Source organism: Kitasatospora sp. NPDC023120 (genome assembly GCF_055560835.1).
Window position 1 is genome coordinate 27,666 of the sequence record NZ_JBVHHY010000045.1, and the last position, 17,965, is coordinate 45,630.

The window sequence follows — 17,965 nt, forward strand, 5'->3', positions numbered from 1 at the left end:
CTCAGTTGAGGACGACGGGGTTGCCGGTGAGGTGGACGCCGGCCTGGCGCAGTTCCCGGAGGGCCGCGGTGGTGGTGTCGGTGGCGACGCCCGCGGTGTAGTCGAGCAGGACGCGGACGGTGAGGCCGGCCCGTGCGCCGTCGAGGGCGGTGGCCTTGACGCAGTGGTCGGTGGCGATGCCGACGACGTCGACATGGGTGACGTCCCGGGCGCGCAGCCAGTCGGCGAGCGGGGTGCCGGTCGCGGTGGAGCCCTCGAAGCCGCTCTTGGAGGCCGAGTGCGCGCCCTTGTAGAAGACCTCGTCGACGGACCCGGACAGGGCGACGGGGGCGAAGTGCGGGTGGAACTCGCTGCCGTCGCTGCCGACGACGCAGTGCACGGGGAAGGAGTCGCGGAAGTCCGGGTGGTCGGAGAAATGGCCGCCGGGGTCGATGTGGTGGTCGCGGGTGGCGACGATGTGCGTGTACTTGGTGCCGGCGGAGCGGCGGGCGAGGTCGGCGATGGCGCGGGCCCGGTCGGCCCCGCCCTTGACCGGGACGCTGCCGCCCTCGCAGAAGTCCTTCTGCACGTCGACGACGATCAGTGCGCGGCGCATGGCGAAACCCTTTCCGGCGAGGACCCGTGTCCCCGATCCGTGCCCGCCGGCGACGGCACGGTCGCGCCCCGGGCGCACGGTTCACCCGGCCGCAGGGCGGAGGGACCCCGGGGGGACCATAGGCTGCCGGGATGATCGCCATACCGGAGGAGTTCGTACGGAGCACCGTCGAGCGGGAGGGGGAGGCCGGGGCGCGGTGGCTGGCCGAGCTGCCCGGGATCGTGGAGGAGCTGCTGGGGCGCTGGCAGTGCGCGCCGGACGGCGGGGTGATGCACGGGGGCGTGGGTGTCGTCGTCCCGGTGCGGGGGCGGGCCGGGGAGGCCGCCGTGCTGAAGGTGTCGTTCCCGCATCCCGGCAACGTCCATGAGCCGGACGCGTTCGTGGCGTGGGCCGGGCACGGCGCCGTCCTGCTGCACGAGCGCGACGACGAGCGGTACGCGATGCTGCTGGAGCGGGCGCGGCCGGTGACCCTGGCGGAGGGCGAGGACGGCGACGCGGTGGTGGCGGTCGCCGGGCGGCTCAGCCGCCGCCTGGCCGTCCCCGCCCCGCCCGGCCTGCCCCGGCTGCGCGGGCAGGCCGAGGCCTGGGAGGAGCAACTGCTCAGGGACGACGAGGAGTTGGCGCACCCGCTGCCGTGCGGGGTGCTGGACGCCGCCGTGGCGACCGTCCGGGAACTCGGCCGGAGCCAGCCGGACACCCTCGTCCACGGCGACCTCCACGCCGGGAACATCCTGCGCGCCGACCGCGAGCCGTGGCTGGCCGTCGACCCCAAGGGGTACGCGGGCGACCCCGCCTACGACGCCGGCACGCTGCTGAAGTCGCGCGCGCTGACGCTCATCGGAGCGGACGACCCGGGCAGGGCCGTCCACCGCGTCCTGGACGTGTTCGCCGAAGCGGCCGAACTCGACCGCGAACGCGTCCGGCGGTGGGCCCAGTTCCACGCCGTCCAGGCCGCCTTCTGGGGCCGCCGCCACGGCTTCCGGATCGGCGGCGGACCGCGACCGGACTGGCTCACCGAACTCGCCGACGGCCTGGCGCAGTTGCTCGCCGAACGGTAGGACGCCACCCCCGGGGCGGCACTACGCTGTGCGCAATCGGGGGGTTTCCGGTGCGAGTTGACGCCAGGTCGGCTGCGCGCGTGGTGCCCCGGGGAGGGGTTGTTCATGTCCGGGGCGGAGCAGGCGGACAGGCCTGAGTCGAGGACCTTGCGGGACCTGCTGACGCTGGCGGGGGACTTCGTCGTACCGGGGGCCGCGGCGGGGCAGGCTGATCGGCCGGTGAGCCGGCTGGTGGTGCTCGACGAGCTGGAACCGGCGGCCTCGCAGGGCGATCTGCTCGTCGCGGTCGGGGTCGATCCGCACACCGAGGAGGCGATCGCCCTGGTCCGCCGGGCGGGGCGGGCCGGCGTGGTGGGGGTGCTCTTCCGCCCGGTGGAGACGGCCTCCGGGAACGAGGTGCTGGCCGGTGCCGCCGCCGAGGCGGGGACGGCGGTGCTGTTCCGCAGCCGGTGGACGGACTGGCCGACCGTGATCGGGATCCTGCACGCGGGGCTGTCGGTGGCGCCGGAACCGAGGTTCGGCGCCGTACCGCTGGGGGACCTGCCCGCACTGGCCAAGGCGATCGGGATCCAGGTCGGCGGCTCGGTGACGATCGAGGACACGGATTTCAACGTGCTCGCCTACTCGCCCATCGGCGAGAAGGTGGACTCGGTCCGGATCCGGACCATCCTGGGTTGGCAGCCGCCGGAGAGCCGGCGCGACGACATGAGGAACGCCGGGTTCGACCGCGACCTGCTGCGGTCGGACAAGGTGCTGTACCGCAAGAAGCAGGGAGAGGCCCCCGAGCGCCTGATCGTGATGGTCCGGGCGGGCGGCGTCCCGCTGGGCTCGATCTGGGTGGCGGCGGAGGGGGAGCAGCCCCTGGACACGCCGGCCGGCCGCGAGGCCCTGCGCGTCGCGGCGCGGGCAGCCGTGGCCCATCTGCTGCACCACCGCGCGCGCCGGCAGGGGCAGGACCAACTCCTGCTGGAAGCCGCCCGGGTGCTGCTCGACGGCGAGGGGTCCGCCGAACTGCTGGCGGCGCGGACCGGGCTGCCGATGGCGGAACGGTGCGCGGTGCTGTCGGTCGGCACCGGATCCGGCGGCCCGCAGGACGTCCAGGTGCGCGGCCGGCTGGTCGACGCGGCGTTCCGGCACTGCACCGCACGCGGCGAGGTGTCGGTGGTGGTGCCCTCGACCAGGGGCGTCCTGGTCCTGCTGGGCGGGCTGGCGAAGGACCCGGACCAGGCCCGGAAGCGGGTGGAGCTGCTGGCCACGTCGCTGGCCGGGGAGCTGTCGCGGCAGCTGGGGCTGCGGCTGCGGGTCGGCATCGGCGAGGTGCAGGAGCGGCTCGACGGGGCGCCCGAGTCCCGCCGGACGGCCGATCTGGCGCTGGGCGGCCTGCTGTTCCGCCGCACGAAGCGGGACGCCGCCGCCCGGGCCGGGGACGCCGCCCAGGACGGCGCCGCCGCGCGGGCCGAGGACGACTGCGCCCGGGTCGGGGAGGTCGCCGACGCCGTGGCGCTGCTGCACTTCGTGGAAGCGCTGCGCGCGGCCGGACAGCCGCCGGTGCAGACACCGGTGGCCCGGCTGCTGGCGTCCCCGCACAAGGGCGAGTTCTCGCTGGTCGAAACCCTGGGCGCCTTCCTGGACCAGCCGGGGGAGCGGGCCAGGGCCGCGAGGGCCCTGGGCGTGCCCGCCGCCACCTACAACTACCGGCTGGACCACACGGTGGTGGGGAAGAGCGCCATCAAACTGGACGATCCCGAAGCCCGGCTGCTGGCGTGGCTCCAACTACTGCTGCTCAGAGACGAAACGGCCGACGAGAGCTGAGTGCGCCGCCGCGCGAGCCGGCCGACGAAGGCCGGGTTCGTCGTCCCGCGCGAGGACGGCGCCCTCCCTTCGCCGTGCGGCACGAAGACGGGCCGGGCACGGCGGCGGCGCACCCCTGCGCGACGACACCGCCCGCCCGTCCTCGGCACGCCGCACGAGCCGGCGGCCCCCGCCCCCGCCCATCGCCGGCCGGCACGAACACGCCCCCGCAAACCCGGGCCGAGGGCTGAAGACGTGCCGGTCGGCTGACGGGCAGTCTGGTCGCACGGCCCGCCGGAGCACCCGGGGCGTACGGCCGAGACGACCAGACGGAGCGTGCCACCATGACGAACCCCCAGCCGACGGCCCTGCACAGCCCGGAGCGGCGTGAGCTCATCCTCCGCGCGGCGGTCCGCGAGGGGCTGCTGGACCCCGAGGACGCGCAGCTCGCGGCCTTCCTCGACCTGGACGCCGTGGCGGCGACCGTCGACTCGCTGCACCGCGCCTTCCCCGCCTCGGTCGAGGTGCTGCACGCCGTCGCGGCCAAGGCCAACAGCCTCGTCCCGGTGCTGCAGCGGCTGCGCGGCCTCGGCATGGGCTGCGAGGTGGCCAGCCCCGGCGAGTTCGCCCAGGCGCTCGCGGCCGGCTTCGAGCCCGGGGCGATCGTCTTCGACTCGCCGGCCAAGACCCGCCGCGAGCTGGCGCGGGCACTGGAGCTCGGCGTGGCGGTCAACGTCGACAACTGGCAGGAACTGGCCCGGATCGACGAACTGCTGACGAACCGCCCGGCCCTGCGGACCCGCTCCAGGATCGGGGTGCGGGTCAACCCGCAGATCGGCGCCGGCGCCATCGGCGCGATGTCCACCGCCACCGCGACCTCCAAGTTCGGCATCGCGCTCGCCGACGAGGGCAACACCGAACGGCTGGTCGAGGCCTTCCGGCAGCGGCCCTGGCTCGGCTGGCTGCACTGCCACGTCGGCAGCCAGGGCTGCCCGCTGGACCTGATGGCGCAGGGGGTCGCCGCGACCGTCGCCCTCGCCCGGAACATCAACGGAGAGCTGGGCCACCGCCAGGTGGTGGGCCTGGACATCGGCGGCGGACTGCCGGTCGACTTCGCCGGCGACCAGGCCAACCCGGGCTACCAGGACTACGTCGAGCGGCTGGAGGCCCACGTGCCCGACCTGTTCTCCGGCGAGTTCCGGCTGGTCACCGAGTTCGGCCGCTCCGTGCTGGCCAAGAACGGCTTCACCGCCGCCTACGTGGAATACACCAAGACCTCCGGCGGACGGGCGATCGCGACCACCTTCGCCGGCGTGCAGGTCGCCACCCGGACGGTCTTCGCCCCGGACTCCTGGCCGCTGCGGATCACCGCCCACGACGCCACCGGCGCGGCCAAGCACGGGGAGCCCGTCGAACAGGACGTGGCCGGCCCGGCCTGCTTCGCCGGAGACCTGGTCGCCAGGGCCCGCCCGCTGCCGCTGCTGGAGCCCGGCGACCTGATCGCGCTGCTGGACACCGGGGCCTACTACACCTCGACCCCGTTCTCCTACAACAGCCTCCTGGAGCCCGCCGTGCACGGAGTCACCGTCGCGCCCGACGGGACCGTGCGCTTCGAGACGCTGCGCCGCGCGCAGACCGTCGAGGACCTGCTGGCCCGCACCGGCGGGTGACCCCTTCCCCCGTCCGCTCCGTCGCCCGCACCACCGGCACCCGCCGCGACCTGCGGCCTGCCGCCCCCTGCCCGGCGCCGCCGTTCCCGTCACACGAGTACCAGAGGGCTGTCATGACCCGTTCGCACCACCGCCCGACCCCGCCGTCCGCTCCCGTGCCCCCGGGCCGCCGCTTCCGGCCGGCCGACCAGGTCGTGCTGGTCGTCATCCTGGTCCTCGCCTCGGCCCTGGCCATCGCGAAGGTCCCCACCACCACGGTGCTGGAAGTGCTCGCGGGCGCCGGCGGCGTCGCGACGGGCCTGCTGCAGCGCCGACCGGCGCCCTGCGGCGGCACCCGCCGCCGACGGCGCTGACCGCGGCCGGACGCCGACTGACCCGTCCGGCGCAGCGCGGCGCGCGGGCCGGGCGGGGTGCTGCGATCTTCGGAGCACGCCCGGCCGCGCCCGACCGCCGGGTCCCGCCGTCCCGAGACCGTGGAGGCCCGGATGTGGCAGGCACCCCCCGCCCCCGTCAGCCGTGAGTGGCTCCCGGTGCTGGACATGCCGGCCCCCGGCGCGCAGAACCGCTGGACGGTACTGCTGCGCGCCCTGCTGCTGATCCCCCAGCTCGTGGTGGTGTGGGTGCTGTCGGTGGTGGCGGTCCTCGTCACCGTCATCGGCTGGTTCGGCGCGCTGGTGCTCGGGCGGCTGCCCGGCTTCGCGGCGGACTACCTCACCGCGTACGTCCCGTACGAGACCCGGGTCAGCGCGTCCCTGATGCTCACCGTGGACCGCTACCCGCCGTTCAGCTTCCGGGCCCCCGACTACCCGGTGCAGGTCGGGCTGCGCCCCGGTGAGCTGAACCGGCTCGCCGTCCTGTTCCGCATCATCCTGGTCATCCCGGCCTCGATCGTGCAGGGCCTGGTGTCCGCGGGGTGGTGGGCGGTCTCGTTCATCAGCTGGCTCGTGGTCCTGATCCTCGGCCGGATGCCGCAGGCGCTGTACGAGGCGACGACCGCGATCCTGCGCTACCGGATGCGCTACGCCGCCTACCTGGTGATGCTCTCCTCCGCCTACCCCAAGCGGCTGTTCGGCGAGGAGCCGGGCAGCGAGCCGGACGGCCCGGTGTCGGCCACCCGCCCGCTGGTCCTGAGCGGCGCCGGGCGCGGCCTGCTGGTCGTCTTCCTCATCCTCGGGCTGGTCTCCTGGGCGACGAGCTCGGTCACCGCCTCGGTGGACTCGGACGACGGCTACGAGGACACCGTCAACCCGACCCAGCACGTCATCGCACCGCTGGTGCCGGGCCCCGCCGCCCACGCGCCCGGGAACCCGACCGGCCGGCCGTAGCCGCCGGCGCCTCCGGAGGGCTTGTCTCCCGCCCCCGGCGGTGGTTGGCTGACCGCACCAACTCCCGCCGGCGGGGCGGGAAACGAACGGGGGAGGCATCACATGCCGGACTGGACCGGCGGGGTCGCGCACATGGTCATCACGAGCGCCGTCGTGGCGGGCGCCGCGTTCGGCCTCGCGACGCCGTCACACGCCGCGGAGCAGCAGGTGCCGGTGTCCGCAGCGTACGGGGCCTACAAGCTCGTCAAGGTCGCCGAGCCCGTACAGGTGGCGGAGGCCCAGAACCAGGGGCACTACCTGTCGAGCCCGATCTGAGGCGCGCCTGCCGCCGTCACACCAGGACGTCCTACCTCAGAGCAGGGTGAGGACGTCCTGGTGCGCCCCCTCGAGGACGAAGCCGTTGTCCCAGCGGACCCGGACCGTCACCCGGCTCCCTCGCTCCCGGTGCGCGGCCCACTCCGGCTCCAGCGCGGCGATCTCCGCCTCCAGCCGCTCCCGGCTCGCCGTCGGCATGGTGTGCCCGTAGTCCTCGAACAGCGCCTTGAGCCGCCGGTACTCGCGGACCTCGTGGCTCTCCGGCAGTTCCCCCTCCACCCGCTCGACGGTGCCCTCGATCCCGGCGCCCAGCGAGAGGAACCCGACGACGGCCCCGGGCTCCCCGGCGACCGCCTCGCCGATCCCGAGATCCTCCGCCAACCTGACCCGCCGGCCTGCCTCCAGGGCCATCCGTCCTCCGCCTCTCCGTCGCTCGCCACCGCCGGTACCGCACGTACCGCACGTACCGCACGTACCGCCCCGGCGCAGCCGGCCCGCGGCCTGGGCCATTATCGCCGCAGCGCCGGCCGCGACCGGGGGAGCGGGCCCGCGGTCACGGCCGGGCCTGGGTGAAGCGGCCGCCGAGGTAGCGGAACTCCGGGTCGTCGGCGGGCAGTTCGCCGAGCTTCGCGACCAGCTCGGCGGCGAAGGCCTCGGCGTCGTCCTGCGGCCGGTAGCCGAGCGCCCGGGCCGGGGCGAGGTCCCACCAGGCGCGGGTGTTGGCGGAGATGCCGTAGACCGCGGTGTGGCCGTCCACCGGCCCGGTGAGCGCGGCGTGCACCAGCCGGGCGCAGTCGCCCGGGCTGAGCCAGGTGGCGAGCTCCCGTACGCTGCGGGGCTCGGCGCCGAAGGAGCCGATCCGCAGCGAGACCGACTCGATCCCGTGCCGGTCGGCGTACAGCGAGGCGAGGTTCTCCCCGAAGCACTTGGAGAGCCCGTAGTAGGTGTCGGGCCGCTGCGGGGTGTCCACCGGCACGGTGGCGCCGTCGGCGGGCCGCTCGGTGAAACCCACCGCGTGGTTGCTGGAGGCGTAGACGATCCGCCGCACGCCCGCCGCCCGGGCGGCGTCGTAGAGCCGGTAGGTGCCGTCGATGTTGGCGGCCAGGATGTCGGCGAACGGCGCCTCCCCGGGGATCCCGGCCAGGTGCACCACGGCGTCGACGCCCTCCACCGCCGCCGCCAGCGCCTCGGCGTCGCCCAGGTCGGCGGTGATCGCGTCGGGTACGCCGGGCACCGGGAGGCGGTCGAAGCAGCGCAGCCGGTGGCCGTAGGCGGGCAGCAGCTCCCGCAGGCAGGCGCCGATGCGGCCGGCGGCACCGGTGAGCAGGACCTGGCGGGGCTGGTTCACCATCTGTTGCGTCTCCATGGTTCCTCGTGGGCCCGGAGCCGACGGGCCGGATCCGGCGACGTGCGACGATACCTGACGGAGCGCCAGAGCCCGTTGCCGCAACCGGAGTCCCCGCCCGGACCGGGGCCGGTCACGGCGCCTGCCCGCCCGGGCCTGCGCCGCCGCCGGGGGGCGTGAGGACGAGGGTGGTCCCGCTCGAGCCGAGGCTGGTCGGGCCCCGCACCGCGTCGAGGAGCGCCTGCCCCTGCCGGTCGACGAACTTCGTGAACAGCTGCTGCGAGTACCCGAAGACCAGCGCCCAGGCGATGATCTGCGCGGACGAGTCCAGCGCGCTCAGCCCGGGGACGAACCCGCCGCGCATGAGCAGCAGGCCGAGCACGGCCGTCAGGGCCCCGGTGGGGAGCTTCAGCCACGCCAGCGCGACCGGGACGGGGTAGGCGGTGGCGGTTCCGTTGATGCGCCGCAGCGACGTGGCCGCGGCGATCCCCGCCGCGATCAGTCCCACCACCTCGACCGTCGCGTAGTCACCCCAATCGGACGCGGTCGCCATGGCGTGGTTCATGTCCTGGTCGGTCGGATGGATGTCGCTCCCGACCGGGCAGACGACGATGAAGTCCGGCGTCCCGGGCGGCACGAGCGTCTGACCGGCTGGCTTCGGCGGCGTGAAGCACAGGGGGACGGCGTCGGGGAAGAACCCGCCGAGCAGGCCCACCGCGACGGCCCCCACGGCCAGGCCGATGGTGACGAACCGGACGATCTTTACGAAGCTCCCGACCCGCAGCTGCTCACGGAGGGCCTCCAGCCGGGCGGTGCCCACCGCGTCGCTGATCAGCTCGATGTCGAACGGGTGAAGGGCCGGCGCCCCCGTCCCGTCGACCGCTCCCCGCTCGAGCCGGCTCCAGAGCGACTCGACCGCGACCCGGCGCGGGTCCTGCGCCTTGAGGTGCTCGCGGATCAGGGCGACCAGGCCCGGCAGCAGCGAGAGCGCCTCCTCCCTGCTCACGAGCCGCAGGAAGAGCGCACGCGCCGCGTTCAGGTGGATCTGGGCCGCGGTCAGGTGCGATCCGACCAGGTGGCGCGGGTGGTCGGCGTGCCCGAGCTTCTCCCGCGCGTTGGCGAGCGCCCTGAAAGCCTCCTCCCGCAGTTGGATGCGGGCCTCGGTGGACTCCCCGGGCACGTTGAGCTGGATCGCCTGCAACAGGGCGCCGAGCTCGTTGATCGAGGCGTGCATGGCCTCGCGCAGTTCCCAGGAGCCGATCTCGCGTCTGCGGTCCTGACGGCGTTTGCGCCACCGCTGCCATGCGCCGGGAGGATACCGGTCCTCCGGCCGTTCGGGATCGGGTCGCGCGCCACTGTCGCTCATAGGTGCACAATCGACCGGGCGCCCGGGTGGGATTAGCCGCTTCCTTCGATCGGTCGAGGGGCCGGCGGCGCGCGGAGCCCGGCCTTGACCTCCACGAGGACGGGGCCCGCCGACCCCACCCCGCCCGGGCGGAAAACCGCGTGCCCCCGGGGCGCCCGCAGCGTTACCCTCGCCCCATGAACGTCACCGGCCCGAACACCGCCACCGCGCGAGCGACCAGCTCGCCGGTTGCCGCCGCCTGACGTACCCCCTCCCCCCGGCGACCGGAAACGGCCCGCCGGCGGTGGCCTCGAGGCGTTCCCCTCCTCGGTTCCGACGATCGCGCGGACCTGTTCCGGTGCCCCCTCCCGGCACACGCGAAGGAGCCACCCCGTGAACACCGACCCGAACACCGGCCCGAACACCGGCCCGAACACCGGCCTGAGCAGCGACCGGATCGTCCGCACCTTCACCGAGTACTTCGAGGACCGCGGCCACCGCCGGATCACCGGCTCGACCCTGCTGCCCCCGCCCGGCGACCCGGTGCTGTTCACCACCTCCGGCATGCACCCCCTCACGCCCTACCTGGAAGGCCGCCCGCACCCGCTGGGCAGGCGGCTCGTCAACGTCCAGCGCTGCCTGCGCACCACGGACCTCGCCGAGGTCGGCGACCGCACCCACCTGACCGTCTTCGAGATGCTCGGCACCTGGTCCCTCGGCGACTACGAGGGCCCGCAGAGCCTCGACTGGGGCTACGGGCTGCTCACCGAAGGGTTCGGCATCGATCCCGGCCTGCTCCACGCCACCGTCTTCGGCGGCGACGAGCAGGTCGGCCCGGACACCGGCTCGCTGGAGCTGTGGCAGGACCGCGGCGTGCCGGTCGAGCTCACCGTCGAGGACAACTGGTGGTCCAACGGACCGACCGGCCCCTGCGGCCCGGACTCGGAGATCTTCCTGTGGACCGGCGACACCCCGCCGCAGTCGACGCCCACCCGCGACGACCGCTGGGTGGAGGTGTGGAACCACGTGATGATGCGCCACCGGCGCCTCGACGACGGCACGCTCGTCCCGCTCCCGCAACGCAACATCGACACCGGACTCGGCCTGGAACGGCTCTCCTCGCTGCTGCAGGGCCGGTCCTCGGTCTTCGAGTGCGACGTCTTCGACCCCTGGCGCCGCCTCGTCCCGCCCCTATGGCAGCTGGACGAACCGTCCCTGCGGCTGGTCTGCGACCACCTGCGCTCGAGCATCGTCGTCATCGCCGACGGCGTCCGCCCCTCCAACACCGGCCGCGGCTACGTGCTGCGCCGCCTGCTCCGCCGGGTGCTCACCGTGCTCCGCCGGGACGACCCGCGGCGCGGACTCGGCGACCTGCCGACCGAGCTGCTCCGCCACACCCTGGACCGCTTCCGCCAGGACGTGGACCCGCAATCCGTGCGCCGGGTGCTGCTCGACGAGGAGCTCCGCTTCACCCGCCTCCTGGAACGCGGCCGCCAGGTGCTCTCCCGCCCCCGCTTCCGCGGCCCGCTGAGCGAGGACGACCTCCACTACCTCCACGACACCCACGGCCTGCCCCGCGACCTCGTCCTGAACCTGCGCCCGCAGTGACAGCCCGCCCCCGGGGAACGGCGGCGGGCCCGGGCCGTCACTGCGGGGCGGGGCTCAGACCGTGAGGTAGACCAGCCCGCCGAGCCCGACCAGTGAGCAGTACCAGGCGAACGGTTTCAGCGTGTGCGTCTTGAAGTACTTGCTGAGGAAGTGCACGGCCGCGTACCCGCCGACGAAGGCCAGGGCGCTCGCGATCGGGACCTGCGCGCCCAGGTCGGCGCCGTACGCGTCGACCAGCGAGGGCAGTTCGAACAGGGCGGCGGATCCGATCACGGGCGCGGTGAGGAGGAACGCGAAGCGGGCCGAGTCCTCTTCCCCGTCCCTCGGCGGAGCGAGAGTACTACAAGATGATCTATGTATTTCACCGGCTCACACGCGCTCGGTGCCTGCGCGGCAGCCGAATTGACGCCCCGACAGCCGCTCCGCGGTCGGCCCGGTACGGGTCCGGCGCCGGTCCGCGCGGCGGGCACAGGGGAACTCTTTACCGACGGGCCGATTGAGGCGGGGCTGTTCACACCCCTACACTCGCGCCCGTCCGTGACCTCGCGTCCCGGAGGCCCCACGTTCCCGGTGTCGCTCGATCCGACCCGGGCCACCGGCCGATGTCCCCCAACCAACCCTCATGGAGGACGACTTGAAGGCACCAACCCTACGCCGGATGCTCCTGGCAGGGGTGAGCAGCCTGGCCCTCGCGGCCTCCGGCGCGCTCGCCGCCCCCACGGTCGGCACCGCCGTCGCCGCCGGCTACCCGGCAGTGCACCCCGCGGTGGCCGACTACACCCAGGTCTCGACCGGCGCGACGCCCCCCACCCAGGCGCAGTGCGCGACGGCGGGCCGGCGCTGCTTCACCCCGCAGGCGATCCGCGCCGCCTACAACCTCGGCCCGCTGTACGCGAACGGCTACGACGGCCGCGGCCAGACGATCGCCATCGTCGACTCGTACGGCAGCGACACCATGGCGCACGACCTGCACGTCTTCGACCAGGCCTTCGGCATCACCGCGATGTGCGGCGAGGAGGGCGTGACCTGTCAGCCGGGCATGCCGACCTTCAGCGAGCTGCACGTCCAGGGCGCGCCGGGCACCACCGCGCCGCCCTCCACCAGCAAGGGCACCGGCCAGGAGGACAAGGCCGCCTGGGCGCTCGAGGTCGCGCTCGACGTCGAGACCGCGCACGCGATGGCCCCCGGCGCCAACATCCTGCTGGTCACCACCCCCACCGCCGAGACGCTCGGCGTCCAGGGCTTCCCCGCCATGATGGACGCCGAGCAGTACGTGGTCGACCACCACCTGGCGAACGTCATCTCGCAGTCCTTCGCCTCCGCCGAGGGGGCGTTCGCCAGTCCCCGGTCGATCGAGCCGCTGCGCCACGCCTTCAAGTCGGCGGCCCTGAACGGGGTCACGGTGCTCGGCTCCTCCGGCGACGACGGCTCGTCCGGCTCGAAGAAGACCCCGGTGAAGCAGGGCGGCACCACACTCCCGGACCCGGCGGTCGAGTGGCCGGCCTCCGACCCGCTGGTGACCGGCGTCGGCGGCACGTACCTGTGCACCGACCCCGACGCGAGCGCCACCCGGTCCGTGGACAGCACCGACAATCCGGGCAAGTGCCAGGCCAACCCCGGTGCGGCGGAGGTCGGCTGGACCTACGCGGGTGGCGGGTTCAGCCAGGTCTTCGACAAGCCCGGCTACCAGTCGGCGCTGCCGGCCGGCTCCACCCCGATCGGCGCCAAGCGCGGCGTGCCGGACATCTCCCTGCAGGCCGCGCCCGGCACCGGCGCGCTGGTCTACCTGTCGCTGCCGCCGGACGGCGCCGGCGGCCTCAACTGCGGTGGCACCCCGTGCAGCGCGGGCTGGTACGACATCGGCGGCACCTCGCTCTCCTGCCCGGAGTGGGCCGGCCTGGTCTCGATCGCGGACCAGATCAACGGCGGCGGCCTCGGCCCGATCAACCCGGCCCTGTACAAGCTGGGCGCCGACCCGGCGACGTACGCGGCCGACTTCAACGACGTCACCCTCGGCAACAACACCGCCGAGCCGACGGTGCCGGGCTATCCCGCCACCACCGGCTGGGACCCGATCACCGGCCTCGGCACGCCCGACGCGGCGAAGCTGCTGCCCGACCTGGTCCGCGCCGCCCACGCCGGCTGAGCCCCACCGGCCGCAGTGACCCGATGTGAGTGACATCGGGCCCCTGACCACTTCGCCCCGTCGGGCCGCGGCCCGACGGGGCGAAGCCATGCGCGCGACCGCCCACCCAACTGGATAGAGCGTTCGTTCTAGGCGTGCTACGTTTACCCCACTAGAGCGTTCGTTCCAGTCGGTCCCGGAGCGAAGCGACGACCCGACCTGCCCGCCTGCGGCGCGGGTCGGAACCGGACAGGGGAAAGAGGAACCGTGGACATCAGGCACATCACCGCGAACGGCATCGACTTCGCATACGTGGAACAGGGCGAGGGCCCGCTGGCCCTCCTGCTGCACGGCTTCCCGGAGACCCCGGACATGTTCCGCCATCTGATGCCCGCCCTCGCCGCCGCCGGCTACCGGGCCGTCGCCCCGTACATGCGCGGCTTCGCGCCGACCGAGGTCCCGCCGGACGGCAGCATGCGGATGGCCGACCTGATCGCCGACGCCAACGCCCTGCACGAGGCCCTGGGCGGGGACGGGGACGCCGTCCTGATCGGGCACGACTGGGGCGGGTTCACCACCTGGGGCGCCTCGGCGTACGCGCCGCAGCGGTGGTCCAAGATCGTGGTGGCCGACGTCCCGCCGCTGCGGTTCTACGAGCGCAAGGCCGCCGACCCCGTGCAGATCCACAAGAACAGCCACTTCTACTTCTTCCAGATGGGCGTCGCCGACCAGCTCGTGCCGGTCGACGACTTCGCCTACCTGGACTGGCTCTGGCAGCACTGGAGCGGCTCCGCCGACCCCGGGTTCGACTCCACCGAATACCGCGAGGCCGGCAAGAACGCCCTGCGCGCACCCGAGAACCTGCGCTGCGGCCTCGGGCTGTACCGCCAGAACTTCCCGGCCGCGACCTTCGGCACCGACCGGTGGGAGATGGGCGCGGTCCTCGCCGAACTCCCGACCCAGCCGACCCTCTACCTCCACGGCAGCGAGGACCCGGTGATGGACGAGGAAGCCATGGCGGACCTGCTCCGAGTACTGCCGGCCGGGTCGGACGGCGCCCTGCTCCCGGGCGTGGGCCACTTCCCCTTCGTCGAGGCGCCCGAAGAGGTGACCAAGCGCATCCTCGCCTTCCTCGGCTGACCGCCGTCCCGCACTCCGACCTCCGGTCCGGTCGGGGCGCCCTGCGGGAGCCCCGGCTCAGCCCCGCTTCACGCGGGGGCCGGGGGAGCGCAGCATGGGACCGGTGCTCAGGATCCGGCGGAGCCCGGACCCGGGGCCGCCACGCGATGGCTCGTCACCCGCAACCGCATCCGACCGTCGCCCGCCCCCGTGCCCCCATGACAGCACACGCGCCGGCACCCTCAAACCCCTTTTGCGAAGCCCCGGATCCCGGCAAGCGGCCCGCGAAAGCGGACGAGGTCCGGTACCCGATCGGGTACCGGACCTCGTCCGACTGTGGAGCGCCAGGCCCGGGTCGCACGGACTCTTCCTACTGAAAGTAGGACGTGCTCTGGTAGCACCGCTGACGCCTGACGAGGAATCTCTCCCTCGCGACGAGAAGAATATTAGCAGGTCAGCGACCCACCGCCGAACCGGTCGGCTGCCCAGGCGGCGCCAGCCGACCGGGCGTTGACCGTTTGTCTACCGACGATGCCTAGCGTCCCTCCCCGTACCCGGCCCGACCCGGGCCGGCGTCGAAGGGAGAACTCTCGTGCTGCGCAAGACCCGTGCCCTGCTGACCGGTTCGGTCGCCGTCCTGGCGCTCAGTCTCACCTCGGCCGACTTCACCGCGAACGCCGCCGGTGACCAGAGCGGCATCGACGCCTGCGCCCGCGAGGCCCAGTCGGCGGGCTTCGCGAAGGGCAAGTCCGGCGAGGGCCGCAACGACGACGCGATCTACGCCGTCGATCGCCATGGCCGAGTCCGGCTGCAACCGCCTGGCCGTCCACACCAACCTCCCCACCGACCCCGACCCGGGCACCAAGGACCTCGGTGCCTGGCAGATCAACGAGCGCTGGTACCCCGAGGTCCACGGCCACGACCCGGAGATCGTCACCGCCGAGAACTGGCAGGACATGGGCTGGTCGGCCCGCAAGGCCTACCGGATCGACAACGACGGCACCGGCCGCGGCTGGGCGTCCTGGGCGGCCTGGCACCTGGGCACCTACCGGCAGTACCTCGGCCAGGCCCGCGAGGCCGTCTACCGCGTCTGGCGCTAACCCCCGCCCCGCCGCGGGCGACCCCGCACCTCCCCGGCCGCCCCTGGTGCCTCCACCCGGTACCGGGGGCGGTGCGAGGGATCATGGAACGCAGTACTCCTGACGCCCCGTCGACCCGAAAGCGGAGCCCCCGTGATCCCCGCCGTGCCCGACCCGACCGTGCCGCACCCACCTGCGCACCGTCATGTCCGGCACCGTCGACGCCCTGGAGGCCGCCGCTCCCGCGCCCTGACCCGCCGCCTTCCGGGCGGCGTGCGCGGGCCGGTGCGGCCTCGCCTTCCGGGTGCCGCGCCCGGCCGGTGGCACGATGCGACCGCCCCCCCCTCATCCGAGAACCGGGAGTCCGCCTTGGCCCCCATCACCATCAACGGCGTGACCGTCGACCCGCTGGCCCAGTCCGCCGAGATGGCCCGCGCGTCGCTGGTCTCCGAGGACGCCTCCGCATCCGACTACCTGCTGGTCCAGACCACCCATGTGCCCACCGCCGAGGAGAAGGCGCAGCTGGCGCGGCTCGGCGTGGTGATCCACGAGTACGTGCCGGAGAGCACGTACCTGTGCGGCTACCGGCCCGCCGACCTGGAGGCCGTGCGGGCGCTGCCCTTCGTGGCCTGGGCGGACGTGTACCTCCAGGGCTTCAAGATCGCGCCCTCGCTGCGGTCGGGGCGGCTGCGGCCCTCCCTCTCCCTCCTGGCCGGGCCGGTCGAGCCGGCCGGGGCGCGCACCCGTACGGTCGACGTCGTCCTGCACGAGGACGTCGACGCGGGCTCGGACGGCGTGCGGCGGCGGATCGCCGAGGCCACCGGGGCCGACGCGGACGACATCCGGCCGCAGCGGCGCAAGGTGCGGATGGAGGTCCGGGAGGGGGACCTGGCCGCGCTGGCGGCCCTCGACGAGGTGCGGCAGGTCGAGGAGGTCCCCGAGATGGGGCTGCACAACAGCGTCGCCGCGGGGCTGATGAGCGCGCGGATCACGCTCAACGGGACGCCGTTCCGGGGCGAGGGCCAGGTCGTCGCCGTCGCCGACACCGGTTTCGACCGCGGCTCCACGAGCGATGTGCACCCCGCCTTCACCGGCCGGGTCAAGCGCCTGACCGCCCTCGGCCGGACCGGCCCCGACCGGACGGACGACCCGCACGGCCACGGCACCCACGTGGCGGGCTCGGTCCTCGGCGACGGTACGTCGGTCTCGATGGGGGAGGCCGTCCAGGGCACGGCCCCCGGGGCCACCCTGGTGCTGCAGTCGCTGCTGGACGACGCGGGCGGGCTCGGCGGGATCCCCGACGACCTGGCCGAGCTGTTCGGGCCGCCCTTCCACGAGGACGGGGCGCGGATCCACACCAACTCCTGGGGCCCGAAGGTGGCGGGCGTGCAGTACAACACCAGCGCCCTCGAGACCGACCAGATGGTCTGGGACCACAAGGACTTCGTCATCTGCTTCTCGGCCGGCAACAGCGGCCGGGACCGCGACCGCAGCGGCCGCATCAACCAGGCCTCGGTCAGTGCCCAGGCGGGGGCGAAGAACTGCATCACGGTCGGCGCCAGTGAGAGCAGCCGCCCCCACATCCCGCTCACCTACGGGCAGTTGAGCACGGTGGCGTTCCCCGTCAACCCGATCCGCGACGACCCGCAGGCGACCAACCCGAAGGGGATGGCCGCCTTCAGCAGCCGCGGCCCGAGCCAGGAGGGCCGGATCTGCCCGGACGTCGTCGCCCCCGGCACCTCGATCCTCTCCACGCACTCGCGCGCCGCCGGGGCGGACACCCTCTTCGGCGTCTCCTCAGACCCGGCCTACTTCTTCGACAGCGGCACCAGCATGGCCACCCCGCTGGTCGCGGGCTGCGTCGCGGTGCTGCGCGAGACGCTGGTGAAGAACGGGACGCCGGAGCCGAGCGCCGCGCTGCTGAAGGCGATGCTGATCAACGGCGCGCAGGACCTGCCGGGCCAGTACCAGCCCACCGAGGCCGGCGCGTCCCCGAACAACAACTCCGGGTTCGGACGGGTCAACCTCACCCGCTCGATCGTCCTCCCGGGCGACGGCGACGGGGCCGGGGCCCGGGCGGGCTTCGCCGACGAGGCGGAACTGGACCAGGACGAGGAACGCAGTCTGCGCATCCCCGTCCCGGACGCCGGCCGCACCCTGAAGATCACCCTGGTCTGGACCGACCCGCCCGGGGCCGCGCTGCAGAACGACCTCGACCTGATCGTCCGGGCCGGCGGCACGGAACGCCACGGCAACATGGGCACCGACCCCGGCTTCGACCGCGCGAACAACGTCGAACAGGTCCGCTGGGACGGCATCCCGGCCGGTGACGCGGAGGTCGTCGTCCGCGCCCACCGCATCACCCGGTTCGCCCAGCCCTACGCCCTCGCCTGGCGCATCGACTGACGCCCCGGCGGACGCCCCGACGAACGCTGCCCCGGCCGGGAAGCCCCGGCCGGGGCAGCGCTCGTCGCGGCCGGTTCGGGCGCGCAGTCGTGTCAGACATCCCATGCCGTAGCGGTGTCAAGCTGTGGCTGGGAGGGTTGCGTGGTGTGACCAGGCAGTGGCCTCGTCGTAGAGCGTGCGGGTC

The 17,965-nt window shown here is 73.9% G+C and carries 16 protein-coding genes; 11 read left to right on the forward strand and 5 right to left on the reverse strand.

Going from position 1 to position 17,965, the window contains the following annotated elements; all coding sequences use genetic code 11:
* Position 1: 1 nt before the first annotated feature.
* Positions 2-595: an isochorismatase family protein gene (locus ACZ3TI_RS37995; RefSeq protein ID WP_465734649.1), complete on the reverse strand. Its 594-nt coding sequence runs from the start codon at positions 593-595 to the stop codon at positions 2-4.
* 131 nt (positions 596-726) lie between these two features.
* Between ACZ3TI_RS37995 and ACZ3TI_RS38000 the strand changes: the two genes are divergently transcribed.
* From ACZ3TI_RS38000 to ACZ3TI_RS38025, 6 genes are all read left to right on the forward strand, one after another.
* Positions 727-1,653 (forward strand): aminoglycoside phosphotransferase family protein, encoded by a 927-nt coding sequence (locus ACZ3TI_RS38000; RefSeq protein ID WP_465734651.1) that lies wholly within the window; start codon positions 727-729, stop codon positions 1,651-1,653.
* 105 nt (positions 1,654-1,758) lie between these two features.
* Positions 1,759-3,465, forward strand: coding sequence for a helix-turn-helix domain-containing protein (locus ACZ3TI_RS38005; RefSeq protein ID WP_465734653.1), 1,707 nt, complete (start codon positions 1,759-1,761; stop codon positions 3,463-3,465).
* Between the two features lie 323 nt (positions 3,466-3,788).
* A complete protein-coding gene (locus ACZ3TI_RS38010; protein ID WP_465734655.1) occupies positions 3,789-5,114 on the forward strand; it encodes a type III PLP-dependent enzyme domain-containing protein in 1,326 nt (441 codons plus the stop codon).
* A 113-nt stretch (positions 5,115-5,227) separates the two neighbouring features.
* On the forward strand, positions 5,228-5,467 hold the full coding sequence (locus ACZ3TI_RS38015; RefSeq protein WP_465734657.1) for a hypothetical protein: 240 nt from the start codon (positions 5,228-5,230) through the stop codon (positions 5,465-5,467).
* A gap of 132 nt (positions 5,468-5,599) precedes the next feature.
* Positions 5,600-6,439, forward strand: a complete 840-nt coding sequence (locus ACZ3TI_RS38020) for a DUF4389 domain-containing protein (RefSeq protein WP_465734659.1) — start codon at positions 5,600-5,602, stop codon at positions 6,437-6,439.
* Positions 6,440-6,541: 102 nt separating this feature from the next.
* Positions 6,542-6,754: a hypothetical protein gene (locus ACZ3TI_RS38025; RefSeq protein ID WP_465734661.1), complete on the forward strand. Its 213-nt coding sequence runs from the start codon at positions 6,542-6,544 to the stop codon at positions 6,752-6,754.
* 36 nt (positions 6,755-6,790) lie between these two features.
* Here the strand turns inward: ACZ3TI_RS38025 and ACZ3TI_RS38030 are convergent, their stop codons facing one another.
* The 3 genes from ACZ3TI_RS38030 to ACZ3TI_RS38040 form a co-directional block, all read right to left on the reverse strand.
* The gene (locus tag ACZ3TI_RS38030) at positions 6,791-7,165 is read right to left on the reverse strand and encodes a hypothetical protein (protein ID WP_465734663.1); all 375 of its coding nucleotides are present in this window, start codon (positions 7,163-7,165) and stop codon (positions 6,791-6,793) included.
* 142 nt (positions 7,166-7,307) lie between these two features.
* Positions 7,308-8,102 carry an NAD-dependent epimerase/dehydratase family protein gene (locus tag ACZ3TI_RS38035; RefSeq protein WP_465734675.1) on the reverse strand — a complete coding sequence of 265 codons (795 nt, stop codon included), beginning with the start codon at positions 8,100-8,102 and terminating at the stop codon, positions 7,308-7,310.
* 130 nt (positions 8,103-8,232) lie between these two features.
* On the reverse strand, positions 8,233-9,465 hold the full coding sequence (locus tag ACZ3TI_RS38040) for a hypothetical protein (protein WP_465734665.1): 1,233 nt from the start codon (positions 9,463-9,465) through the stop codon (positions 8,233-8,235).
* Positions 9,466-9,885: 420 nt separating this feature from the next.
* Here ACZ3TI_RS38040 and ACZ3TI_RS38045 point away from each other — a divergent pair, with 420 nt between their 5' ends.
* A complete protein-coding gene (locus ACZ3TI_RS38045) occupies positions 9,886-11,052 on the forward strand; it encodes an alanine--tRNA ligase-related protein (RefSeq protein ID WP_465734677.1) in 1,167 nt (388 codons plus the stop codon).
* A gap of 54 nt (positions 11,053-11,106) precedes the next feature.
* On the opposite strand, the gene ACZ3TI_RS38050 is transcribed toward ACZ3TI_RS38045, so the two are convergent.
* The gene (locus ACZ3TI_RS38050; RefSeq protein WP_465734679.1) at positions 11,107-11,412 is read right to left on the reverse strand and encodes an undecaprenyl-diphosphate phosphatase; all 306 of its coding nucleotides are present in this window, start codon (positions 11,410-11,412) and stop codon (positions 11,107-11,109) included.
* A gap of 298 nt (positions 11,413-11,710) precedes the next feature.
* Here ACZ3TI_RS38050 and ACZ3TI_RS38055 point away from each other — a divergent pair, with 298 nt between their 5' ends.
* The 4 genes from ACZ3TI_RS38055 to ACZ3TI_RS38070 all read left to right on the forward strand — a co-directional run bounded on the left by ACZ3TI_RS38055 (position 11,711) and on the right by ACZ3TI_RS38070 (position 17,781).
* Positions 11,711-13,198, forward strand: a complete 1,488-nt coding sequence (locus ACZ3TI_RS38055; RefSeq protein WP_465734667.1) for a S53 family peptidase — start codon at positions 11,711-11,713, stop codon at positions 13,196-13,198.
* A 246-nt stretch (positions 13,199-13,444) separates the two neighbouring features.
* Positions 13,445-14,317: an alpha/beta fold hydrolase gene (locus ACZ3TI_RS38060; protein WP_465734669.1), complete on the forward strand. Its 873-nt coding sequence runs from the start codon at positions 13,445-13,447 to the stop codon at positions 14,315-14,317.
* Positions 14,318-15,090: 773 nt separating this feature from the next.
* Entirely contained in the window at positions 15,091-15,396 is a 306-nt protein-coding gene (locus ACZ3TI_RS38065; protein ID WP_465734671.1) for a transglycosylase SLT domain-containing protein, read from the forward strand.
* Positions 15,397-15,744: 348 nt separating this feature from the next.
* Positions 15,745-17,781 (forward strand): S8 family serine peptidase, encoded by a 2,037-nt coding sequence (locus ACZ3TI_RS38070; protein WP_465734672.1) that lies wholly within the window; start codon positions 15,745-15,747, stop codon positions 17,779-17,781.
* Positions 17,782-17,965: the final 184 nt, after the last annotated feature.